Origin of the sequence: Devosia lucknowensis, from assembly GCF_900177655.1 — a bacterium.
Classification (GTDB): Bacteria; Pseudomonadota; Alphaproteobacteria; order Rhizobiales; family Devosiaceae; genus Devosia; species Devosia lucknowensis.
The window spans coordinates 59469-81276 of the sequence record NZ_FXWK01000001.1 but is presented as its reverse complement, the minus strand read 5'-3'; the positions used below and the strand labels follow the sequence as shown (position 1 = coordinate 81276).

Annotated in this window: 22 protein-coding genes; 9 read left to right on the top strand and 13 right to left on the bottom strand. The window is 62.2% G+C overall.

Annotation, left to right across the window (positions count from 1 at the left end; translation table 11 throughout):
• Nucleotides 1-47 precede the first annotated feature (47 nt).
• Entirely contained in the window at nt 48-2285 is a 2238-nt protein-coding gene (gene treY / locus CCK88_RS00380) for a malto-oligosyltrehalose synthase (protein ID WP_086468587.1), read from the top strand.
• Between the two features lie 22 nt (nt 2286-2307).
• Here treY and CCK88_RS00375 read toward each other — a convergent pair whose 3' ends face one another.
• Nucleotides 2308-3129, bottom strand: coding sequence for a prephenate dehydratase (locus CCK88_RS00375; RefSeq protein ID WP_086468586.1), 822 nt, complete (start codon nt 3127-3129; stop codon nt 2308-2310).
• A 302-nt stretch (nt 3130-3431) separates the two neighbouring features.
• Here CCK88_RS00375 and CCK88_RS00370 point away from each other — a divergent pair, with 302 nt between their 5' ends.
• From CCK88_RS00370 to CCK88_RS00360, 3 genes are all read left to right on the top strand, one after another.
• On the top strand, nt 3432-4244 hold the full coding sequence (locus CCK88_RS00370) for a c-type cytochrome (protein ID WP_086468585.1): 813 nt from the start codon (nt 3432-3434) through the stop codon (nt 4242-4244).
• A 73-nt stretch (nt 4245-4317) separates the two neighbouring features.
• The gene (locus CCK88_RS00365) at nt 4318-5256 is read left to right on the top strand and encodes a 2-hydroxyacid dehydrogenase (RefSeq protein ID WP_086468584.1); all 939 of its coding nucleotides are present in this window, start codon (nt 4318-4320) and stop codon (nt 5254-5256) included.
• Nucleotides 5257-5326: 70 nt separating this feature from the next.
• Nucleotides 5327-6049, top strand: coding sequence for a YqaA family protein (locus CCK88_RS00360; RefSeq protein ID WP_086468583.1), 723 nt, complete (start codon nt 5327-5329; stop codon nt 6047-6049).
• A gap of 3 nt (nt 6050-6052) precedes the next feature.
• Here CCK88_RS00360 and CCK88_RS00355 read toward each other — a convergent pair whose 3' ends face one another.
• The gene (locus CCK88_RS00355; RefSeq protein ID WP_086468582.1) at nt 6053-7402 is read right to left on the bottom strand and encodes a leucyl aminopeptidase family protein; all 1350 of its coding nucleotides are present in this window, start codon (nt 7400-7402) and stop codon (nt 6053-6055) included.
• A 146-nt stretch (nt 7403-7548) separates the two neighbouring features.
• Between CCK88_RS00355 and CCK88_RS00350 the strand changes: the two genes are divergently transcribed.
• Complete coding sequence (locus tag CCK88_RS00350) at nt 7549-8319, top strand: tetratricopeptide repeat protein (RefSeq protein ID WP_170926297.1); 771 nt, start codon at nt 7549-7551, stop codon at nt 8317-8319.
• Between the two features lie 72 nt (nt 8320-8391).
• On the opposite strand, the gene CCK88_RS00345 is transcribed toward CCK88_RS00350, so the two are convergent.
• The 8 genes from CCK88_RS00345 to CCK88_RS00310 form a co-directional block, all read right to left on the bottom strand.
• Nucleotides 8392-9405 carry a type II secretion system F family protein gene (locus CCK88_RS00345; protein ID WP_086468580.1) on the bottom strand — a complete coding sequence of 338 codons (1014 nt, stop codon included), beginning with the start codon at nt 9403-9405 and terminating at the stop codon, nt 8392-8394.
• A 66-nt stretch (nt 9406-9471) separates the two neighbouring features.
• A complete protein-coding gene (locus tag CCK88_RS00340; protein ID WP_086468579.1) occupies nt 9472-10446 on the bottom strand; it encodes a type II secretion system F family protein in 975 nt (324 codons plus the stop codon).
• 2 nt (nt 10447-10448) lie between these two features.
• Nucleotides 10449-11936, bottom strand: a complete 1488-nt coding sequence (locus CCK88_RS00335; protein ID WP_244557394.1) for a TadA family conjugal transfer-associated ATPase — start codon at nt 11934-11936, stop codon at nt 10449-10451.
• Nucleotides 11937-11964: 28 nt separating this feature from the next.
• Nucleotides 11965-13236 carry a CpaE/TadZ family protein gene (locus CCK88_RS00330; RefSeq protein WP_086468578.1) on the bottom strand — a complete coding sequence of 424 codons (1272 nt, stop codon included), beginning with the start codon at nt 13234-13236 and terminating at the stop codon, nt 11965-11967.
• 25 nt (nt 13237-13261) lie between these two features.
• A complete protein-coding gene (locus CCK88_RS00325; RefSeq protein WP_170926296.1) occupies nt 13262-14677 on the bottom strand; it encodes a type II and III secretion system protein family protein in 1416 nt (471 codons plus the stop codon).
• Between the two features lie 13 nt (nt 14678-14690).
• Nucleotides 14691-15596 (bottom strand): Flp pilus assembly protein CpaB, encoded by a 906-nt coding sequence (cpaB, locus tag CCK88_RS00320; RefSeq protein ID WP_086468576.1) that lies wholly within the window; start codon nt 15594-15596, stop codon nt 14691-14693.
• A gap of 307 nt (nt 15597-15903) precedes the next feature.
• Nucleotides 15904-16431 (bottom strand): A24 family peptidase, encoded by a 528-nt coding sequence (locus CCK88_RS00315; RefSeq protein WP_086468575.1) that lies wholly within the window; start codon nt 16429-16431, stop codon nt 15904-15906.
• 116 nt (nt 16432-16547) lie between these two features.
• Nucleotides 16548-16721, bottom strand: a complete 174-nt coding sequence (locus CCK88_RS00310; protein ID WP_086468574.1) for a Flp family type IVb pilin — start codon at nt 16719-16721, stop codon at nt 16548-16550.
• 381 nt (nt 16722-17102) lie between these two features.
• On the opposite strand from CCK88_RS00310, the gene CCK88_RS00305 reads away from it, so the two are divergent.
• The 4 genes from CCK88_RS00305 to CCK88_RS00290 all read left to right on the top strand — a co-directional run bounded on the left by CCK88_RS00305 (nt 17103) and on the right by CCK88_RS00290 (nt 19496).
• Nucleotides 17103-17549, top strand: a complete 447-nt coding sequence (locus CCK88_RS00305) for a pilus assembly protein N-terminal domain-containing protein (protein ID WP_086468573.1) — start codon at nt 17103-17105, stop codon at nt 17547-17549.
• Nucleotides 17550-17681: 132 nt separating this feature from the next.
• Nucleotides 17682-18227, top strand: coding sequence for a TadE/TadG family type IV pilus assembly protein (locus CCK88_RS00300; RefSeq protein WP_170926295.1), 546 nt, complete (start codon nt 17682-17684; stop codon nt 18225-18227).
• The gene (locus CCK88_RS18310; RefSeq protein ID WP_280173787.1) at nt 18227-18799 is read left to right on the top strand and encodes a TadE/TadG family type IV pilus assembly protein; all 573 of its coding nucleotides are present in this window, start codon (nt 18227-18229) and stop codon (nt 18797-18799) included. The genes CCK88_RS00300 and CCK88_RS18310 overlap by 1 nt, the downstream gene beginning before the upstream one ends.
• 70 nt (nt 18800-18869) lie before the next feature.
• On the top strand, nt 18870-19496 hold the full coding sequence (locus tag CCK88_RS00290; protein WP_086468570.1) for an HAD family hydrolase: 627 nt from the start codon (nt 18870-18872) through the stop codon (nt 19494-19496).
• A gap of 37 nt (nt 19497-19533) precedes the next feature.
• On the opposite strand, the gene CCK88_RS00285 is transcribed toward CCK88_RS00290, so the two are convergent.
• From CCK88_RS00285 to CCK88_RS00275, 3 genes are read right to left on the bottom strand one after another with little or no spacing between them, the layout of a single operon-like run.
• Entirely contained in the window at nt 19534-19929 is a 396-nt protein-coding gene (locus tag CCK88_RS00285; RefSeq protein ID WP_086468569.1) for a VOC family protein, read from the bottom strand.
• Nucleotides 19929-20570 carry a uracil phosphoribosyltransferase gene (gene upp / locus CCK88_RS00280; protein WP_086468568.1) on the bottom strand — a complete coding sequence of 214 codons (642 nt, stop codon included), beginning with the start codon at nt 20568-20570 and terminating at the stop codon, nt 19929-19931. Before upp ends, CCK88_RS00285 begins: the two co-directional genes overlap by 1 nt.
• A gap of 18 nt (nt 20571-20588) precedes the next feature.
• Nucleotides 20589-21806, bottom strand: a complete 1218-nt coding sequence (locus CCK88_RS00275) for a phosphopentomutase (RefSeq protein ID WP_086468567.1) — start codon at nt 21804-21806, stop codon at nt 20589-20591.
• Nucleotides 21807-21808 lie beyond the last annotated feature (2 nt).

The window sequence follows — 21808 nt, the reverse complement described above, 5'->3', positions numbered from 1 at the left end:
ATGCCATTACGCGCTGTGTGCTTTTCGCCCGCCTCCCAGGACCGCAAATGATCAATCCCATCCCCTCGGCGACCTATCGCATCCAGTTTCGCGAAGGGGTAACCTTTGAACGGATCGAAAAGCAGCTCCGCTACATCAAAGAGTTGGGCATTTCGCACCTTTACCTGTCGCCGATCTTTCGTGCTCCGGCAGGATCGACGCACGGCTATGACGTGCTCGGCCCCACGGTGGTGGACCCATCCCTGGGAGGGATCGAGGGTTTCGAGCGGTTGGCGCAGTCCGCCCATACGACCGGGCTCGGGCTCATTCTCGACATCGTCCCCAACCACACTGCCTTCGTGCTGGAAAACCAGTGGCTCGCGGATGTCCTGCGGCATGGGCAGGCGAGCGAGTATGCCCCCTACTTCGATATAGATTGGTCAAGGGGGCCACTGGTTCTGCCGTTCCTGCCCGAACCGATTGGGCAGATGATTTCCCTCGGCCAACTGCAAGCGCGGAGCGGCTATCTGGAATTTGGCGAGACACGGGTACCGCTATCGGCGACGGGACCGCAGGCTGCGCAGTCTTCCCAAGACCTCGAGGACCTCTTGCGTGCGCAGCATTGGCGGCTCCGGCATTGGGAGACGGAACGCGACGGCATCACGCATCGACGGTTCTTCAATGTCACCTCGCTGATCGGCATGAGGGTGGAAGACCCGGATGTGTTCGCCGCCACCCACAAACTTATCCTCAAGCTTGTGCGACAGGGATTGGTCGACGGATTGCGGGTCGACCACATCGATGGGCTGTCCGATCCCAAAGGCTACCTCGAGAGGCTGAGTCCCGCCCTGCCTGACACGCCGATCTGGGTAGAAAAAATCCTGGTCGGTCAGGAAACACTCGACCCGGCGTGGAAAACCGTGGGCACGACGGGCTATGAGGCGGCGCGTCTCATAGCGCGGCTTCTGACCGACCGGGACGGGATTGCGCGGATAGACACGCATTGGCGCAATTATACCGGGCTTGGCGAGAATTTCCGCGAGGCCCTCACCACGGCCAAGCGCGATATTCTCCAGTTCGACCTTTCTGCCGAGCTCCACCAGCTGGTGAACCTGGCTGATGCAGCGCTTGCCGACGACGGTAGCGTCGAGGCCGGCCCGGAGGCACTGCGCGAAGCAATCTGCGAGCTGCTGATCTGCATGCCGCGCTACCGGACCTATGTAGACGCCAAAGGTGCTTCGGGGGAGGACAAATCCCTGATCGACGCGATCGTCGATCAGGCCGCGTCACGGTTGCGATCATCGCGGGTCGTTCGGAGATTGGGCGAACACATCAAGCAGCCGGTTACCGATAGCGACATGCGGTTCGCTATCCGCCTGCAGCAGGTTTCGGGCGCGCTGCTCGCCAAGGCGCAGGAAGACACGGCAGGGTTTCGCTGGTCGCGCTATCTTGCCGCAAACGAAGTGGGCGCCGAACCCGACGAGCCCACGGTGTCCGACGCCGAGGCAAACGCATTTCTGGCCAGTCGCCGCGCGAGCGAAATGACGCTGACCTCGACGCACGATACCAAGCGTTCGGAAGACAGTCGCATGCGCCTTGTCGCCATCAGCCATCATGCCGATGCGTTCGACAGGTTGGTGCGGGATGCGGATCGGTTGGCGCCAGCAGAACTCTCGCCGCGATGGCGCTGGTACATCGTGCAGTCGGTGCTCGCCCTCTGGGGGGAGGACCCGCACACGCTGGCGGACCGGTTGCACCAACACAACCAGAAGGCACTGCGCGAAGCCAAGCTCGAAAGCTTCTGGACCAAGCCCGACGAACAGATCGAGAGTGCGGCGGACCGCTTCACCGATGCCCTTCTGTCCGAGTGGCGAGACCGCACGCCCGGAGAACTGAGCGCGATCATCGAGACGGCGAACGCCCTGTCCCTGGCACAAGTCGCGCTCAAATGCCTGCTACCCGGTTTTCCGGATATCTATCGTGGCGGCGAGGGAGCCTTCTTTGCGCTGACTGATCCAGACAATCGCCTGGCTGTCGACTGGGATGTTCTAGCGAAATTGGCAGCCGGCGCCGAGGGCTTTGCCAGGCACAAGGCCGCGCTGACCCGCCTTCTGCTTGCCCTGCGCAGGGATGAGGCCGACTTCTTTGACAAGGCCCTGTCGCATGTACAACAGGACCATGGTCTGACGCTGCGCCGTGCACTGAACGGCCGCGCGCTGCAGCTTACCTTCGGCAAGGAAACCGAAGGCCACGCCCTCTGGAGGAGCGGTGCGGGCCGAAGCGCCCTCGCCATCGCGTGGGCCTAGGGACAGCGACTGCCGACCAGCCTCAGTCCGCCGCGGGATAGACGCCGAGGATGCGGAAGTAATCGGTGAAAAAGCCGAGCTCTTCAAAGGCATGCTGGACGCTGACGTCGTCGGGGTGACCTTCTATGTCCGCATAGAACTGCGTGGCCGTGAAGGCGCCGCCGACCATGTAGCTCTCGAGCTTGGTCATGTTGACGCCATTGGTGGCGAAGCCGCCCATGGCCTTGTAGAGCGCCGCCGGCACGTTGCGCACGCGGAAGACGAAGGTGGTCTTCACCTTGCCCTGGTTGGAGGCCAGCTTTTCCTTGGGCGAAAGAACCAGGAAGCGCGTGGTATTGTGGTCGGCGTCCTCGATGTTTTCGGCGAGGACGTTGAGGCCGTAGATTTCGCCCGCGAAGCGCGAGGCAATTGCTGCCACGGACTTTTCGCCCTTCTGCGCCACTTCGCGCGCCGAGCCGGCGGTGTCGACCGCATTGATGGTGCGCAGACCGCGGCTCGAAATGAACTTGCGGCATTGGCCCAATGCGACGGAGAGCGACTGGACCGCCGTGATGTCCTCAAGGCGCGCTCCGGGCACGCCGAGCAGCGTCATCTCAACGCGAAGATAGGTCTCGCCGATGATATGGAGGCCGCTTTCGGGCAGAAGGTGGTGAATGTCGGTTATGCGGCCGTAGAGCGAATTCTCGACTGGCACGACGGCGAAGTCGGCCTTGCCGGTCTGCACGGCATTAAGGGTCTCCTCGAACGTAACGCAGCCCAGAAATTCCTCACCGGGAAAGACATTGGCCGACGCCGCGTGGCTGAAGGCACCGGGCTCACCCTGGAATGCGATTTTCTTGGTCATGGGAGACATCATCCGTGGAAGTAAAGTCGAGCGGGGTTTTGGCGCGGGGCTTGGGGAGAGTCAATGTGGCCGCCGGGGGATCGCCGCTGCGGGCCGGTCCAAACTTGCGTCGCGTCGGCGATTGCCGTTGATGCTTCAGAGATTTGACACTGCGCTGGTTTGACCTGTTGCACCTGCACTCGTCTTGATACTATGTTCCGCGCGCGTCGCACCGGCCGGTTGAGGCGGATTCCCCTTTGGGGGATTTCATGTTTGGCCGGTTCGGATAATTGTCCACGGGGATGGACCGGCAGAGAGACCAAATGGATTCGTTTGAGCTAAACAAGATCATCGGCGCCGTGCTCGGCACCCTGTTGTTCGTCATGGGTGTGGGCTTCCTGGCCGAAGCCATCTATCACCCGATCGAAAATCGCGGCCCAGGCTATGCGCTGCCGGAACCGGAAGTCGCTGCAGCCGGCGCTGCCGTTGAAGAAGCTCCGGCGGTTCCGCTGGCCGTGCTGCTGACGACTGCCAGCGTCGATCGCGGTGCATCCGCGGTCCGCAAGTGCCAGTCGTGCCACACCTTCGGCGAAGGCGAAGCCAACAAGCAGGGCCCGAACCTTTACGGCATCGTGGGCAATGCCCAGGCGCATCTCGACAACTTCGCCTATTCGGACATCTTCGTGCAGCACCACGAGGAAGGCCGGACCTGGACCTATGAAGACCTCGACGCCTTCCTGACCAATCCCAAGGGCTATTCGCCGGGCACCAAGATGGCCTTCGCCGGCGTGCGTTCGCCGGAAGAGCGCGCCGACATCCTGGCCTATCTGCAGACGCTTTCGGCCAGCCCCGTGCCGTTCCCCGCCCCTGAAGCTGCCGCGGCTCCCGCCGAAGGAGAAGCAGCACCCGCTGCCGAAGGCACTGCGGTGGAAGACGCACCCGCAGGCGAAGTCGCTCCGACCGAAGTGACCGCTCCGGCGTCGGAGACGACCCAGGCTCCGGCCGCCGTCACCGACACGCCGACCACGACGCAGACCGAGACCAATGTGCAGGGCACGCCGACCACCAGCGGCACCGCGCCCGCACCGGCCCCGGCGACGTCTCCGGCGGCCCCTGCCGCACCTGCCAACCAGTAAGTCCGGCAGGTCCGTACCGAATGATATGAGGGCCGCGCCGCAAGCGCGGCCTTTTCGTTGATGGAGTTCTTCGATGCTGTTGCTGCACCTGTCCGATATCGACGAAGCCAGCTGGGCCCGCGCCTTTGCCCAGGCCCTGGCACCTTACCCCGTCGTGCGGCGCGGCGATGACTTCGATCCGGCCGACATCCGTTACATCTTCGTGTGGAAGCCCAAGCCGGACGCTTTCGATGGCCTCGACAATCTCAAGGCAGTGCTGTCGCTGGGCGCCGGTGTCGATGCCCTGCTCAAGCATCCCAAGCTTCCGGATGCACCAATCGTGCGTTTCGTCGACAGCGACCTGAGCCAGCGCATGAGCGACTATGTAGTGGCGCATGTGACCATGCATCACCGGCAATTCAGCCGGTTCCGCGACGATCAGGACGCGCGGCGATGGAGCCAGTTCTATCCGCCGGCAGCTGGTGAAACCACGGTGGGGATCATGGGCATGGGCGTGCTGGGGCAAGATGCCGCCGCCCGCTTGAGGCCGCTGGGATTCGATCTCAGGAGCTGGAGCCGCACCGCCAAGTCGATCGAAGGTGTTCAGGGGTTCACCGGCCAGGCGGAGTTCGACGCCTTTCTGGCCGGCACGGACATCCTGGTGAACCTGTTGCCCCTGACACCGGAGACGACGGGTATCCTCAACCTCGAAACTTTCGGCAAACTGCGGCGGGATAAGCTCGCCGGCGGGCCGGTCATCGTCAATGCCGCCCGCGGTGGGCATCAGAAGGAGGCCGATATCGTCGCTGCCCTTCGCGACGGGGTTCTGGGTGCCGCGAGCCTCGATGTGTTCGAAGTCGAGCCGCTGCCTGCCGACAGCCCCCTATGGACGCAGAAGAACTGCTACATCACCCCGCACATCGCGGCGATTTCCAACGAACAGAGCGGTGTCGCCTATTTTTCGCGCGTCCTGAGGGATCACGAGGCGGGGAAGGCGCTGGTCAATGTCGTGGACCGCGCGCGCGGCTACTGACACGTAAATTTCACTGGCGCGACCGTGGAATGTGTTCGAACATGGCCACGAAGCCTAACTATGAGTTCGCATGACTGAGACCACCGCCGCTCCGGCAAAGCTGAGCCTCTACGATCGTCTGAAGCTCGCAACCAAACATCGCTTTGCCGAACCGATCCTGGCGGCGCTGTGTTTCCTCGAAGCAATGATCATCCCGGTCTTTCCAGAAATCATGCTGGCTCCGATGATCATTGCCGACCGCATGCGGGCCTGGCGGCTTGCGGCGATCTGCACCGTCTCGTCGGTGGCGGGTGGCCTCGCTGGCTACGCGATCGGCTATTTCCTGTTCGACAGCGTCGGACGGGCAATCATCGATTTCTACGGGGCGGCAAATGGCTTCGAGAGCCTGCGGCAGAGCTTCGTCGACAACGGTCCGTTGATGATCCTGATCGGCGCGCTCTCCCCTATCCCCTACAAGGTGATCACCATTACCTCGGGAGTCGCGGGCCTCGATCTCTGGACCTTCGTGATCTACGGGATCATCGGGCGTGGCCTGCGCTACTTCGTGCCGTGCGGCCTGTTCTACTTCTTCGGTCCGGCGGCGGGCGAATTCATCGAGAAGCACAAGAAGTGGGCCGGCATCGGCATGATCGTGCTGGTCGTCGTGGGCTTTGCCATGGCACCGCTGCTGTTCCCCAAGAGCCACGGACCGGCAACCGATGCGGCCGTCGAACAGATGACGGCCGTCGATAGCTTAGTGCCCAACGAACTGATCCCGGGCGCTCCCACCTCAAGCGAAGCCCCCGGCCAGTAGGCTTCAGCCGCGATAACGCTGACGCAGCAGGCCATAGACGGCGCGGATGCCCTGGTCAGTCGCACCCACCGGACGGCCCGGGCGGGCTTCCGGCGCCCAGCCAAAAATGTCGAGATGCACCCAGGCGCCAGCGTTCTTGACGAAGCGGCGCAGGAACAGTGCCGCCGTCACCGAGCCTGCATAGCCGCCGGAGCCGGCATTGTTGACGTCGGCGATCTTGGACGACATCTGCGCGTCGTAATTGTGCCAGAGCGGCATGGGCCAGAGCGGATCCTCGGCGGCGAGACCAGCGGTGACGAGGCCGGCTGAAACGGCGTCATCCGTCGAATAGAGCGCCGGAAGATCAGGACCCAAGGCTACGCGTGCAGCGCCTGTCAGGGTCGCCATGTCGATCAGCAGGTCGGGGTTTTCCTCGTCGGCGAGCGTCAGCGCATCGGCGAGGATGAGCCGGCCCTCGGCGTCGGTATTGCCGATCTCGACCGTGATTCCGGCACGGGAGCGCAACACGTCGCCCGGACGGAAGGCATTCCCGGCAATGGCGTTCTCGACCACCGGGAGCAGCACGCGCAGGCGGACGGGCAAACTGGCGGACATGATCGTGTGCGCAAGCCCCAGAATGTTGGCGGCGCCGCCCATATCCTTTTTCATCATCAGCATGCCGGCGGCGGATTTGATGTCGAGACCACCGGTATCGAACGTCACGCCCTTGCCAACGAGAGTGACCTTGGGGTGGCTTGCATTCCCCCAGGCGAGATCGATGAGGCGCGGTGCCTGGGCGCTGGCCCGACCTACGGCATGGATCATTGGGAAGTTGGCGCTGAGTAGATCGTCGCCAGCGGTCACGGTGATGGACATGCCGTGGCGCCGGGCAAAGTCGCGCACCGCCGATTCCAGCGCGTCGGGGCCGAGGTCATTTGCCGGCGTGTTGATGAGATCACGCGCCAGCACTGCGGCTTCGACCTGACGGTCGACTTCAGCTTCGTCTGCCGCTTCAGGCAACACCAGCGTGGGCACCGTCTGGCCGTCGCGGTAGCGATCAAAGCGATAGGCGCCGAGGCGAAATCCGATGGAAGCCAAGGTCGGATCGCCCAGATCGCCGGCGAGGCTATAGTTGCCTGCTGGCAGAGCGGTTGCGGCAAGACCCGCCAAAAAAGGAGAGCGACCAGCGGGTTTGCCCGTTCCGAAAAGATAGCCATCGAGCGCGCCCCGCTCGCCCGGCAACGCCAGCAGGCGTCCGCGTTGACCCGTAAAGCCATTGGCGCGTGCCCAGCCCAGATGCGCCTCGGAAATGCTTGAGCCATCGAGCCCGCCATCAGCCAGGAAATGGATGGGAGTGGGAGACGAAGACGACATGGGAGAACTCCTGTGATGCGCCCTCTTCTAGCCCCTGCCACCGGTGTCGGCAACGCTGCGACAGCCCGGTTTAACCGTGCGTTAGGGTTAATGATCTATTGCTCGGGATCATGTTTTACGGCTCGGCCAGAGCCGGGAGTGCGCCCGTGACCAAGTTCGTTAAAATCGCCCGGTCGATGCGGCCGCTGCTGCTGGCAGGCGTTGCCGCCCTGGCTCTTTCGGCCTGTGCATCCAATCGCGGTCAACTGGGGTCCACAGACTATTCGGGAATGAGCGCCGCACAGAGCCAAGCCAATCTTGGCCAGCTGACCGAGCGCTATCGCCGCAATCCGGGCGATCGAAATGTCGTGATCCAGTACGCCGCAGCGCTACGGGCCGCCGGCCAGCCGCAGCAGGCGACTGCCGCGCTGGAGCAGGCCATTAGCCGCAATCCGGGAGACATCGCGCTATCGGTCGCATATGCCAAGGCGCTGACGGCTTCGGGACGGCTGGAGCAATCCCTGCAGCTCCTGCAGAATGTCATTCGCCCCGATGCGCCCGACTGGAACGCGCTGCTCGTGATGGGTGCGACACTCGACCAGATGGGTCGCCATGATGAGGCTCGCAAGACCTATCAGCAGGCAGCCGTGATCGCGCCTGGCGAAGCGTCCGTCGAGACCAATCTGGGCCTCAGCTTCGCCATGACCAATGAACTCCGCACGGCCGAAACGCACCTGCGGCGCGCCACGCAGATGCGCGGTGCCAACTCGCAGACACGACAAAACCTGGCCCTCGTCATCGGGCTGCAGGGGCGTTTCGATGAGGCGAGAGCCATCTACGCGGCCGAACTGCCGCCCGAACAGGTCGAGAGCAACATGGCCTATGTCCGGGCGCTCCTGACCCAGCAGAACCGCTGGGACCTAATCGAGAAGGGCTAGGCTCCTCTACCGTCCCTGAAACAAAAGGCCCGGCATGCGCCGGGCTTTTTGTTTGATTGGTGGCGCTGCGGATCACCCGCCAACGGTGCTGGCGACCGACCCAGAGAAGACCTTGATCATGGCCGGCGACAGGATGACGATGAACAAGACAGGCAGGAAGAACACGATCAGCGGCACGGTCAGTTTAGGCGGCAGGGCGGCAGCCTTCTTTTCGGCGTCCATCATGCGCGCCTCGCGGCCCTCCTCGGCCATGACGCGCAGCGCCTGACCGACCGAGGTGCCATAGCGATCGGCCTGGATCAGGGCTGTCATCACGGCCTTGACGTTATCTAGGCCCGTGCGGCGACCGAGATTGTCGTAGGCGCGGGTACGATCCTCGAGGAAGGACAGCTCGGCAGTCGTCAGGGTCAGCTCCTCGGCGAGCTCGACCGATTGCGAGCCGATTTCCTTGGCGACGCGCTTGAAGGCGTGTTCCATGGACATGCCCGCTTCCACGCACAGCAACAGAAGGTCGAGACAGTCAGGCCAGGAGCGACGGATCGAGGCTTGGCGCTTCTGCGTCTTGTTCTTGAGCAGCAGCACCGGCATGTAGGCGCCCAGCAGGCCTGCGCCGATGGCGTAGACGACGTTGAGATAGAGCGGTCGGTCGCCGGGAGCCATGATCAGCAGGTACACGGCCGCGACGATGAAAATCACCACTGGATAGGCCAGGCGCTGGAACAGGAACTTGGTCAGTTCCCCCTGCCCGCGCAGGCCGGCCATGGCCAGCTTGTCGACGGTCGAATCGTCCTGGAAAGCCTTCTTGAGGTCGAAACGTTCGACCGCGCGCTTCATGTAGGACTTCGCCTCGGTGCCGCGACGGATGGAGACGCGACCATCGGCATTGCTGCTGACGTTGCCACGCAGACGCGCCATTTCTTCGGCTCGCATCCTGTCGCGCTCGACGGCAACGCGCTTGATGCGGCCGCGCATTTCCTGGCGCACGATCATCGAAGAGCCGAAGGTGAAGACGACGGCCGCTGCCGATATGGCCGCGAGGACGGCGATGAGAAATTCACGCTGGGTCAGCAGTTCGACGATGTTCATGGACCACGACCTCTCAATTCTTGCCGCCCGGCCTCATGACCAAGGCGCTCCGGCTCGACTGCCAGGCTACATCTCAAACTGAATCATGCGGTTCATCACGAAGACACCCGCGGCCATCATGATGACGGCTATGCCGAGGCAGAGATTGCCCACGGGCGTCGAAAACAGCGGCTGCAGATAGGCCGGGGAGACGAGCGACACCAGAATGGCGACGATGATCGGCAGCGACCCGATGATGCCGGCCGAGGCCTTGGCTTCGGCGGACATGGCTTTGACCTTCTGCTTCATCTTCTTGCGGTTGCGCAGCACCCGCGCCAGGTTGCCCAGCGCCTCCGAGAGATTGCCGCCGGCCTGCTGCTGGACCGAGATAACGACTACGAAGAAATTGACTTCCGGCAGGGGCACACGCTCGAGCAAGACCTGCACGGACTCGGTCATGGAAAAGCCAAAGCTCTGCTGGTCGAGAACGCGGGCAAACTCGGACTTGACCGGTTCCTTGGTGTCCTTGGCCACGACGCGCATGCTATCGTTGAGGGGCAGACCGGTCTTGACGCCGCGGACGATGGCTTCGATGGCGTTTGGCAGTTCGTCCAGATAGCGATCCTGATAGCGCTTGCGCTTGCGTGAGACGTACATGCGCGGCAACAGGTAGGCGCCGGCCACTGCGAAGATGGCGGCGAAATAGAAAGGCACCTGCGCCACGACGAGGATCAGGAACAGCGCGACGCCGAAGATGATGCTGTTGCGGATGAAGGTCGCGGGCTTGATGGTCATGCCGGACTGGAAAATCAGGTCCGAGAGGCTCAGGCGCTTCTTCGCATTGAGCTCGTCTGTCTGTGACTTGAGCGCCTGCTGCACGTTCTTGCGGCGATTTTCACGGACCCGGTTGGCGTCGGCACTTTGACGGTTGGCGCGGATGTCGCCCTGGAAGGCTTTCATGCGCGCTTCTGCCCGCTTGTTGCCCAGCGCCGATGGCACGAGAGCAAAGCCTGCGGCACCAATGGTGATGGCAAACAGGATGACGAGCAGAAGCATGTTCATGGTCAGCGTCCCAGGATCTCGTGCTGCTCGACATTTGCCTTTTCGAGCGCTTCGACGAGGTTGGCTTCCTCGTTGAAATAGCGCGCGCGCTCGGTGAATTGCGGCTTGGTGATGCCGGTGGAGCGGTGCTTGCCGATGAGCATGCCGTTCGCGTCCTCGCCCATGATGTCGTAGACGAAGATGTCCTGGGTGACGATCACGTCGCCTTCCATGCCGAGCACCTCGGTGATGTGGGTGATGCGGCGCGAGCCATCGCGCAGGCGTGCCGCCTGGACGATGACATCGATGGAGGACACGACCATTTCGCGGATGGTGCGGCTGGGCAGCGAATAGCCGCCCATGGTGATCATGGATTCAAGGCGACTCAGGGCTTCGCGCGGGCTGTTAGCGTGCAGAGTGCCCATCGAGCCGTCGTGACCCGTGTTCATGGCCTGGAGAAGGTCGAAGCTCTCCGGGCCGCGAACTTCGCCGACGATGATGCGTTCGGGACGCATACGCAGGCAGTTCTTGATGAGATCACGCATGGTGATCTCGCCTTCGCCTTCGAGATTGGGCGGGCGGGTTTCGAGGCGTACGACGTGCGGCTGCTGCAGCTGCAGTTCCGCCGAGTCCTCGCAGGTGATGACGCGCTCGTCCTTCTCGATGAAGGCCGTCAGGCAATTGAGCAGCGTCGTCTTGCCCGAGCCGGTACCGCCCGAGATCAGCACATTGGCGCGCACCCGACCCAGGATGCGCAGCACCTCGGCGCCTTCGGGCGAGATGGAATTGTATTTGACCAACTGCTGAAGGGTCAGCTTGTCCTTCTTGAACTTACGGATGGTGAGCGCGGCGCCATCGATGGCCAGCGGCGGCGCGATGACGTTGACGCGCGAACCGTCGGGGAGACGGGCGTCGCAGATGGGCGAGCCTTCGTCGACGCGGCGGCCGACCTGTGACACGATGCGCTGGCAGACGTTCATCAAATGCGCATCGTCACGGAAGCGCACGTTGGTGAGGCGAACCTTGCCTGCCACTTCGATGTAGCACTTCTGCGATCCGTTCACCATGATGTCGGCGATGTCGTCGCGTGCCAGGAGCGGCTCGAGCGGGCCATAACCCAGGACGTCATTACAGATGTCCTCGAGCAGATCTTCCTGCTCGGAAATAGACATGACGATCGACTTGAGCGCGATGATTTCGGCGACGATATCGCGGATTTCCTCGCGTGCCGCCTGCGATTCCATGGTGGCGAGCTGGCTGAGATCGATCGAGTCGATGAGCGCGTTGAAGATGGCTGACTTGGTCTGGAAATATTCCTTCGCACGCTGCGCGTCGGCCGGTGCGCGCACATCGAGCACCTCGTCGGTGGTGCGCATGCGGGTCGCCATGCCGTCGCCATCGGAGGCGCGGCGTTGTTGTGTGGGCGCAACCGGCGGCGGGCTGGCCACCGGGCGGGGTGCTTCGCTCAGTCCCGGGGTGTTACCGCCGAATGTGGTGCGCTTGCCGAACATCTACTTCCCCAAGTCCCTGGTGGCGCGCCTAGGCCCGCTTTTTGAACAGCGACGGCAGTTTGAGCAGGCTGGCCGCCTTGCCGCCGGAATGGCTGACGTGGCGCCCGGTCACCTGCATGCCGATGGCTGAAAAGGTCTCGATCAGCTTGTTGTTGGCCGAGACCTCGGCAATCATCTGGCCATTGTTGGCCGCGGTGCCGAAAAGGGCAGCGTCGAAGCCGATGTGCCCAATGAGATTGCATTCCACCGATGAGGCGAATTCCTGGGCGCCGATTTCCGGGCGACGCGGCACGCCGAGCTTGTTGATGACGAGCTTGGGCGCGTTGTCGGTCGGGCGAAGCTGCTTGACCGCGTCCGCCAGGTTCTTGGCGTTGCGCAGGTTGGCGAGGTCGGGTTCGGCAACGATGACAACGTCGTCTATCGATGCCAGTGTCTGGCGCGTCCAGGCGTTCCAGGTGTGCGGGATGTCGAGCACGATCACCGGCACGCTCTTCTGGCAGATTTCGATGACCTGTTCGAATTCGCGCTCATCGAAGTCCCAGGTCTGGTCAAGGGTGGCGGGTGCGGTGAGCAGGTTGATGTGGTTGGCGGCCTTGCTCATCAGGCGATCCAGCATGGTCTGGTCGACCTTCTGGTTGGCCAGAACGGCATCGGCCAGGCCGTGCGGCGGGTCCTGGTTGAAGTTCAGCCCGGCGGTGCCGAAGGCGAGGTCCATGTCAACGATCAGGCAATCCTGGCGCAGGCCGGTGGCGATCGCCCAGGCGACGTTGTGGGCAATGGTCGAACTGCCAGCGCCGCCCTTGGCGGAAATGAACCCGACGGTGCGCCCGATCGGAGCGGCGCCTTCGGCTGCATAGAGTTCGGTGATGGCGGTGACGATCTCGGCCGACGTTGCGGGCAGCACGATATATTCGGAAATGCCGGAGCGGATGAGCTCGCGATAGAGCAGCACGTCGTTGACATGGCCGAGCACGATCACGCGGGTCGATGCATCGCACACTTCGGCCAACCGGCTGAGGCTTTCCGGAATCTGCTCGGGCGCCAGGGTCGTTTCGACCATGATCAAGTTCGGCGTGGGGTTGGACTTGTAGGTCTCGACTGCGCCCTCAATGCCACCATTATGCGTGGTCAGGGCAACCTTGGACATCCGCCGGTCGTGCATGGCGCTCTCGACCAGTTGCGCCGTCTGCGAATTCTCGCAGAAGGCCTGGATCGTGATGCGCGGAACCAGCCGGGCGCCAGAGGCGATCTCGGCTGCCGGTTCTTCGATCTGGGGCTTATCAGGGGTGAGGAAACTCATTTACAGAACTGCTCCTGACCGGCGGTCAATCGAGGACGAAACCGACGGAGCCCGAGAAGCTCCCGCGGAACTCGCCCGTGGCACCGACGCCATACTGCTTTTCGATGGCACCGAGGAAAATGCCCTCGGCATCGGTGGCTGGGTAGGATGTGTCGGTGGGGACGGCGATGGTGTTGGCCGGTGAGGGCGATACCAGATAGGGCGTCACCAGGATCACCAGTTCGGTCTGCTGGGTCTGGTAGTCTCGGGAGCGGAACAGCGCACCCAGGATCGGGATATCGCCCAGCACCGGAAGCTGGTCGATCTGCTGGCGTGTGGTTTCCTGCAGGAGCCCACCAATGGCGAGCGTCGACCCGGAGGGCAGTTCCACCGAGGTGTCGGCTTCGCGCTTGGACAGCGACCCACTGGTCTGCGGCTCCGAAACCGCTGTGCTGACCTTTAGCGAAATCGTGCCGTTGGAGCGGACGACCGGCGTGAATGCCAGTTCCACGCCATAGGGGCGGAAAATGACCGTACGGTTGCCGTTGTTATCGGTAGTGCCGTACGGAATTTCACCGCCGGCGAGGAACGTCGCTTCCTGCCCGGAAATGGCCGTGAGGGTGGGCTGCGCGAGAATACGAAGCCCGCCGCGGGTTTCGAGCGCCCGGATGGCGGCGTTGATGTCCATGCCCCCCAGACCCGTGGCATTGAGACCGTTGGCAGTGGTCATGCCGGCGCCGGTGACATTGTTGTTGAAGGCCAGGTTGACATTGCCCACGCTGAGAGCGCCGGAGAGGTTGATACCGAACTGCTTGGCGACATCGCGCTGCACTTCGGACACGGTGACCTGGAGCATGACCTGCTGCGGGCCGACGACCTGGATCAGGCTTCCGCCCTCGCCGTCGTTTTCGGAAATGGCCCAGGCCATGGCTTCGGCATTTGCCTTGTCCTCGGCGGTCAGCACCGTACCGGTCAACACGAAGTAGACCTTGTCGTTCACCGAATTGTTGGTGAGGGTTTCGACACGAATATTGGAGCCCGGGATCACCCGCGCGAGGGTCGCTTCGAGCGCGCGCCCGACCTGCAGTGGTGGCAGGATGATATCGACATCAAGCACGCTGATGGTGCGGCCGGCATCGTCGATGAAGATGATGTTGGTCGAGCCTTCCTCGAGCCCCTGGATGATGGCTCGCGTGCGGCTGCGCATGATGGCGGCTGCCAGATTGGGCTGCGACACGACGACCTCGGCAACCCCCGCGGGCAGGTCGACGATCATCGATTTGTTCATCTCGACTTCGACCTTGCGTACCGCGCCGTAGGCGGTGCCGGCGATCGTCAGTTGCGCGTCGGCCTGTGCAACGGTCGGCGCCGCGGACATAACCGACACCCCGAGGGCCAGCAGACCGGCGGCGAGAGTGGTGCGAAACGCGGGGCGGGAGCGGAAGGCAGATTTGGTGTGCATCGTCATCGCGCCCCTATTGCGGCAGGACTTGCGGCGCTTCTGGCGCCATGGGCATCTGGGAGGAGTCCGGCATGCCGGACGAACTGGTACCGGCGTTGGCGGTCGCCGTGCTGCCGGCCATGACACTCTGCTCGCGGCCATAGCGGATCAGCCGAACAGCCTGGTTGGTGGTGGCCGCCTGCGGATCGGCACGGTTGAAATCGGCAACGGAGCGCAGTGTCAGGCTCAGTTGCCCGCGGGTCGATGCGTTGACCAGCGTTTCGGCCTGGCCCGGATCGAGTTCGAGCGTGGCGATGGTGCTGTCGTCGAAGGTAATGGGCGTTGGGCTGGCTTGGGTGCCCTCGGCATCGCCACCGCTGACGCCCATTTCGCCCAGCCGCTTGCCGATGGCGAGGACGCGGACGTCGGACAGGATCACTTCGGACTGCTGCCCGAGCGCGGACGAGGTGGTAAGCAGCACATCGACCCGGTCATTGGGAATAACGAAACCGCCGGCGCTGGAGGCCGCGGTGACGGTGACCGAGACGCCGCGCTTGCCCGGGGCGAGTACAGCGGAAAGGTAACCCTGGTCGGATCGCACGAGCTTGGCTTCGCGAATGGGCTCACCGGGGAAAAATTCGAAGCGGGCAACGGCGCCGTTCAGCTCCACTGGAGCGTCGGGCATGGCCGAGATCGTCACGTATTCCGGGCGAAGGGCTCCCTCCGGCCAGTCCTGCCACTCGACACGATCCTCCGACAGGCGCTCGCCAATGCCGATCGGTGCCCGGGCCACCAGAATCTGGGTCTTGGGTTCCTCGACCACCTGGGTAACGGTTTGGCTTTCAGGCGCAGGAGCCCTGTTTCCGCGCGTCACGAGAAACGCTGCGAGCAACCCGGCCACCAGGGCAACCACCAACAGGATAATACGCGCCGGTCTCATGACCTACTCCGGTTGTGCCGGAGCGACTGAGGCCGTCTTGGGCTTCTGCCGCTCCATCCATTTGCGGGTGCATCGGCGATCGTGACAAACAGGCTGCCCGGATCACCAGATGCTTGGTCGGGCAAGAAAACGCCCAATTCCACCAGCTGGACTATGGAGCCAAAGGGTCAAAGTTTAGTTAACCAGAACTTTGCAGGATGCGTTAACAAGTTATGAATGCTTGCTTTTTGCAAGTGCTTGCAGCGCAGATGCTGAAGCGGCACGCGCGATGTCTCGCCGAGCGGATCGCATATTGTCCGTGGTCAGACTAGGCTGAGAGATAACCGAAGATCGACGTGTTGGAGTAGACGAGGATCCCTGCCAGCGCCATGGCGACGCCATAGGGGACGCCCTGCTTGGGATCGTGCAGGCGGTTGAGCCAGTTGAGCCAGGGGCGCCCGTAAAAGACGCCGTCGAGCGGAATTCGGCGCAGCATGAGAATGGCGAGCGTCAGCAGCCCACCGAAGATCGCGGTGTAGGCCAGGTAGGTCATCAGCGACGGCTGGCCCGATGAGTTCGCGAAACCGAGCCACAGCGCCGTGGCTGCCGCAAGCTTGGCATCGCCGCCACCGATCCAGCGCAGCGCGAACATGACGAAGGCCACCACCAGGACGATCGCAGCACAAAGCACATGCATGGCAAATTGCTGAAGGGGCATCTCGACCAACAGGGCGATCCCCACAAAGCCCGCTGCCAGGAGGAGGACCAGCTTGTTGGAAATGCGCATGGTCAGAAGATCCGACGACGCAGCAAAGGCCATGAGCAGTGGAAAGAAAAGGATGGCAATATTGGGCATGGCGCGGCTCCCAAAAGTATTCCTGGCTGCGGGCAGCGTGTCAGAGGGAGTTTAAAAAAGCGGAAAGGGAAGGCCAAAGACCTTCCCTTTCCCAATTCCGAGATGATCTCGAATGCTTACGGCATATTGTTTTCAAGGGTATCGGAGATACCGTTGAAGAGGTCACCGAGGCTGTTACCGAGGGCGGTAGCAGCAAGGATGATACCCACAGAGATGAGTGCGGCGATCAGGCCGTACTCGATTGCAGTCGCGCCCGACTCGTCCTGCGCGAAACGTGCGAAAATGTTCATTCCCAGGCTCCTTTACACGTTCTCAGTGACTGCAGCGTCGGACCACGTCACACATCGAACATGAGACAAAAGCTAGCTACCACAGGTTGAAATAGCGTTAATCGGAAGGCCCGCGCATTGCTTGCTGACAAAGCCATTTTTCTTGATGTTCAAAGTCTTAATCAAGTAAATAAAACTTTACGAAGACCCTCGTGGGAGTCTATTCCCTTCACAAACAATGACGAACAGCGGCGGCAGGTCAAAAGCAGCGGTCATGTTTCTTAATGTGGGTTAACCATAATTTTGGGCGCTGGCTGAAATGCGCTTCATGATGCGCGTTTGCCAAGTATTTACCATTCCAGGTGATCGTAGGGAAAAGCGTATCAGTACACGGATTCCGCCATGCTCCGCCCAGCCGCTATCGCCATGTTGCTCTCTGCAACCCTTGCGGCCCCAATGCCGGCCGTGGCCCAGGATGGGGCACCTATCAACGTCAACGTCAACATGGCGCGCGTCCTGCGCATCAGTGCACCGGCAGCGACCGTCATCGTGGGCAATCCCGGCATTGCCGACGTGACGATCCAGGACCCGCAGACGCTGATCCTCACCGGCAAGAGCTATGGCCAAACCAACCTGATCGTGCTCGACAGCCGCGGTGAACCGGTCGCCGATACGCTCGTGGAAGTTGTGCAGATGACGGCCGGCACGATGACGGTCTATCAGGGTCAAAACCGTACCAGCCTCGCCTGCGCCCCGGTCTGCCAGCCAATCATCATGATGGGTGACGACCCGGGCTTCGCAGGGCAGGCACTCGCCTCGTCCCAGCTGGTCCAATCCGCGGCCAACTAGCCTGGCCCAAAGCCTTAATCCCGGATTCACCACGTAAACGTTCGAGGCGAGTTGCCCGGTCCATCCTAACCATTGGGTTAGTGTATCCCCATAGTGTGGCCCTGTAGGACATGCGATGGGAATGAGATGGACGTGCTCGGCACTGCCGGACTGATCCTGAAGGCCAGGCTCGAACGACTGCGGCGCGACGAACGTGGCGTGACTGCGGTCGAGTTCGGCCTTTTGGCCCTGCCCTTCTTCGCCATCATTGGCGCCATTCTTCAGACCTCGATCATTTTCCTGGCGTCCCAGGTGCTGGAAAGCGCGGTCCATGACGCTTCGCGCACCATTCGAACGGGACAGGCCCAGAGCCTGTCGCTCGAGCAATTCCGTACGGAAGTCTGTGACCGGCTGTATGGCCTGTTTCCTGATTGTGCAGGCCTGCATGTGCGTGTGAACGTAGTGTCCAATTTTCAATCTGCGACCGTAGCGCCGCCGCTGTCGCAACCTTGCGCGGCGCCATGCAACTGGTCCCAACCGGAAAGCTGGGCAACGGGCACGCGCGAGTCGGTTGTGCTTGTGCAGGTTTACTACCGCTATCCAGTCATCGTGCAGCTTGGGCCGTTGGGGCTTTCCAACATGAGCGATGGAAGACGGCTCATGGGCTCGGCGACTGTGTTCAAGAACGAGCCATTCTGATGCGAGGAGTGGGGAATACGCTACGGTCGGCTTGGCGGCGCCTCCAGCACAGTGAACGCGGCGCCGCAGCGGTCGAGTTCGCACTGATCCTTCCACTGATGCTTCTGGTCTACATAGGATCGCTCGAAGCCAGTACGCTGATCACCATGGACCGCAAGGTACAGTCGGTGGCCGGAGCAGTCGGCGATCTTGTCGCCCGGTCCGAAAAAACAATCAGGGCGAGCGACCTGCAGGACTATTTCCGTGCCGCCGCAGGCATCATGACCCCCTTTTCGCCCACAGGCGTTACGCAGGTGATCACCGCGGTGAAAGTGCAAGGAGGCGTGCCGCGCGTGGTCTGGACCCGGCAATATCTCAACGGAACGTATTCGAGCACGACGCCATACACCGCCGGCAACCCGTATCCTCTGCCCACCGAAATGCGCAACATCGCCGGCACGAAGATGGTCATCGCCGCTGAGGCGACCTACACCTACACCCCGCTTTTGGGGATCGTGCTGGATACGCCGGTCAATCTCTATCGGTCGAGCTTCTTCATGACCCGTTTCGGCGACGATATCGCCGCCCCCTGACCGCAGCTGCTTGCCCGCCGGAAGGTGCCGTGGCACAAGCCGGCATCCATTCTACCGGGCAGGATCCAGCATGAGCGAGCACGACACCATCATCCCCGTCTTCGACCTGGGCGGCGTTTTCGTCGACTGGAACCCAATGTACCTGTTCCGCAAGCTGTTCGAGAGCGAGGAGGATGCGCTGTGGTTTCATCAGAACATCTGCACCAGCGACTGGAATCTCGAATTCGACGCCGGCGAAATCTATGCCGAGGGCGTCGCCAAGCTGGTGACGCGCTTTCCGAAATACTGGCGTGAAATCAAGGCATTCGACGAGCGCTGGACCGAGACCTTCGGCCCGATGATCCAGGGCACGATCGATATTCACAACGAGCTGATCGACCAGGATATCCCGACCTTTGCCATCACAAACTTCTCTTGGGAGAAATGGATGACCCGGCTTGGCGAGTGGCCGTTCCTCGAAAAGTTCGACGGTGTCATCGTCTCCGGCCTCGAAGGCCTGGTAAAGCCGGATCCGCGCATCTATCGGGTGTTTTGCGAGCGCTATGGCCTTGCCCCGGATGCCTGTGTCTTCATCGACGACAGCGAACCCAATATCGTGGCCGCTCGCAAATTCGGCATGCACGGAATTCATTTCAAGGACCCCGGGCATCTCCGAGTCGATCTGATCGCGCTGGGACTGCCGCTCAAGGCCAAGTAAAAATGCAAAAACCCCGGAGCGATCCGGGGTTATTCTTTTACTGGAACCGGCCACCACGCTGGATGACTTCGATCTTGTAGCCATCGGGATCGGTGGCGAAGAAGAATTTGGCAACCGGAACATCGCCGTTCTTGAAGTCTACCAGCTTGCCCGCGGTCAGGCCCTCGGCCGTGAACCGGGCATGCTCAGCCTCCACATCCTCGACCACGACGGCCAGATGACCATAGCCATCGCCGAGCGCGTAGGGCTCGGTACGGTCCTTGTTGATCGTCAGTTCCAGCTCGAAGCCGACCGCGTCGCCCGCCATGTAGACGAGGGCGAAGGTCTCGAAATCCAGCCGATCGACGATGTGAAGGCCGAACGCATTTTCATAGAAGGCCACCGAGCGCGCCTCGTCGAGCACGCGGATCATCGAATGGACGAGCTTGGCCATCAGCGGGTGCCATACATGCGGTCGCCGGCGTCGCCCAGGCCTGGGACGATGTAGCCCTTTTCGTTGAGGTGACTGTCGATGGACGCGGTGAAGACCGGCACATCAGGATGGGCCTTATTGAAGTTCTCGATTCCTTCGGGCGCGGCGAGAAGGCAAAGGAAGCGAATATTGTTGGCGCCGCGTTCCTTGAGCTTTTCGATTGCGGCAGTCGCCGAATTGCCGGTTGCCAGCATCGGATCGACGACGATGATCAGACGATCCTCGAGGGCGCTCGGGGCCTTGAAGTAATATTCCACCGGTTCGAGCGTCTCGTGGTCACGATAGATACCGATATGGGCGACACGGGCGGCGGGAACCAGATCAAGCATGCCGTCGAGAAGACCGTTACCAGCGCGCAGGATGGAGGCGAAAACCAGCTTCTTGCCCTTGATGGCCGGGGAGTTCATCTCCGACATCGGCGTCTCGATCGGGATCATTTCCAACTCGAGATCGCGCGTGACCTCGTAGCACATCAGGTGCGCGATCTCGCGCAGGAGACGCCGAAAACCGGCGATGGAGGTCTCCTTGTTGCGCATGATGGTCAGCTTGTGCTGGATCAGGGGGTGATCGATGACCGTCACATTGCCTTCGGTTATGCTCATCTGGGTCACCTTGTCGATCTAGAGAAATGTTTTGCCGTGGCGGCCGGGGGCGAGGCCCAGCCAGGCAGCGATGGTTTCACCTATATCAGCGAAGCTCTGGCGAATGCCAATCTCTCCTTGCGGGAGGGCTGGGGAAAAGACCAGTATCGGCACCTGTTCGCGCGTGTGGTCGGTTCCCGGCCAGGTCGGGTCGTTGCCGTGATCGGCCGTAAGGATAAGCAGGTCGTCCTGTCGCATGGCGGCGATGATTTCGGGTAGACGCCGATCAAAGAGTTCAAGCGCGGCAGCATAGCCCGGCACGTCGCGGCGGTGGCCGTATTCGCTGTCGAAATCGACGAAGTTGGTCATGATGAACGCCCGGTCGGCGGCCATTTCCATGGCCTCCAGCGTCTTGTCGAACAACTGCGGAATGCCGGTGCCCTTGAGTTTGTGGGTGACGCCCGACCCGGCATAGATGTCGGAAATCTTGCCGATGGCGAAGACCTGATTGCCGGCTGCGGCGTTCCGATCGAGAAGGGTCGGCTCGGGCGGCGAGATGGCGAAATCCCGCCGGTTGCCGGTGCGCTTGAAGCTCTCCGATGTCTCGCCGACGAACGGCCGGGCGATGACGCGGCCGATCTTGAGCGGCGCGGTCAGCTCGAAGACTTGTCTGCAGATCTCGTAGAGACGATCGAGTCCGAAATGGGTTTCATGCGCCGCGATCTGGAACACGCTGTCCACCGAGGTGTAGCAGATGGGTTTGCCCGACCGGATGTGTTCGGCCCCCAGCTCAGCGATGATGTCTGTGCCAGAGGCATGCTTGTCGCCCAGAATGCCCGGCAGCCCCGTCCGTTCGAGGAACGCGGCGATCAGGTCCGGAGGAAATGCCGGTTCTTCATGAGGGAAATAGCCCCACTCGAACGGCACTGGCACGCCGGCAATCTCCCAGTGGCCGGACGGCGTATCTTTGCCCTTGGAGACTTCGCGCCCGACTCCGAAACGGCCGCCTCTGGGTGTGGCGGAAAGATTGGGCGGCAGGTTGCCGGTCGAGAGTTTCACCGCCGCGCCAAGACCCATCGCATCCATGTTTGGCACATTGAGCGGACCTGCGCGCAGACCATCGCGGTCTGCCTTCCCCGCCGCCGCCCATTCAGCAATGTGACCGACCGTATTGGCGCCCTCGTCGCCATAGGCTGTGGCGTCGGGGGCGCCGCCAATCCCAACGCTGTCAAGCAGGCAAACTATGGCGCGGGGCATGA

Coding starts and splice junctions, on each gene's coding strand:
- treY (WP_086468587.1), top strand. CDS start 48: ATGATCAATCCCATCCCCTCGGCGACCTATCGCATCCAGTTTCGCGAA.
- CCK88_RS00375 (WP_086468586.1), bottom strand. CDS start 3,129: ATGACCAAGAAAATCGCATTCCAGGGTGAGCCCGGTGCCTTCAGCCAC.
- CCK88_RS00370 (WP_086468585.1), top strand. CDS start 3,432: ATGGATTCGTTTGAGCTAAACAAGATCATCGGCGCCGTGCTCGGCACC.
- CCK88_RS00365 (WP_086468584.1), top strand. CDS start 4,318: ATGCTGTTGCTGCACCTGTCCGATATCGACGAAGCCAGCTGGGCCCGC.
- CCK88_RS00360 (WP_086468583.1), top strand. CDS start 5,327: ATGACTGAGACCACCGCCGCTCCGGCAAAGCTGAGCCTCTACGATCGT.
- CCK88_RS00355 (WP_086468582.1), bottom strand. CDS start 7,402: ATGTCGTCTTCGTCTCCCACTCCCATCCATTTCCTGGCTGATGGCGGG.
- CCK88_RS00345 (WP_086468580.1), bottom strand. CDS start 9,405: ATGAACATCGTCGAACTGCTGACCCAGCGTGAATTTCTCATCGCCGTC.
- CCK88_RS00340 (WP_086468579.1), bottom strand. CDS start 10,446: ATGAACATGCTTCTGCTCGTCATCCTGTTTGCCATCACCATTGGTGCC.
- CCK88_RS00335 (WP_244557394.1), bottom strand. CDS start 11,936: ATGTTCGGCAAGCGCACCACATTCGGCGGTAACACCCCGGGACTGAGC.
- CCK88_RS00330 (WP_086468578.1), bottom strand. CDS start 13,236: ATGAGTTTCCTCACCCCTGATAAGCCCCAGATCGAAGAACCGGCAGCC.
- CCK88_RS00325 (WP_170926296.1), bottom strand. CDS start 14,677: ATGCACACCAAATCTGCCTTCCGCTCCCGCCCCGCGTTTCGCACCACT.
- cpaB (WP_086468576.1), bottom strand. CDS start 15,596: ATGAGACCGGCGCGTATTATCCTGTTGGTGGTTGCCCTGGTGGCCGGG.
- CCK88_RS00315 (WP_086468575.1), bottom strand. CDS start 16,431: ATGCCCAATATTGCCATCCTTTTCTTTCCACTGCTCATGGCCTTTGCT.
- CCK88_RS00310 (WP_086468574.1), bottom strand. CDS start 16,721: ATGAACATTTTCGCACGTTTCGCGCAGGACGAGTCGGGCGCGACTGCA.
- CCK88_RS00305 (WP_086468573.1), top strand. CDS start 17,103: ATGCTCCGCCCAGCCGCTATCGCCATGTTGCTCTCTGCAACCCTTGCG.
- CCK88_RS18310 (WP_280173787.1), top strand. CDS start 18,227: ATGCGAGGAGTGGGGAATACGCTACGGTCGGCTTGGCGGCGCCTCCAG.
- CCK88_RS00290 (WP_086468570.1), top strand. CDS start 18,870: ATGAGCGAGCACGACACCATCATCCCCGTCTTCGACCTGGGCGGCGTT.
- CCK88_RS00285 (WP_086468569.1), bottom strand. CDS start 19,929: ATGGCCAAGCTCGTCCATTCGATGATCCGCGTGCTCGACGAGGCGCGC.
- upp (WP_086468568.1), bottom strand. CDS start 20,570: ATGAGCATAACCGAAGGCAATGTGACGGTCATCGATCACCCCCTGATC.
- CCK88_RS00275 (WP_086468567.1), bottom strand. CDS start 21,806: ATGCCCCGCGCCATAGTTTGCCTGCTTGACAGCGTTGGGATTGGCGGC.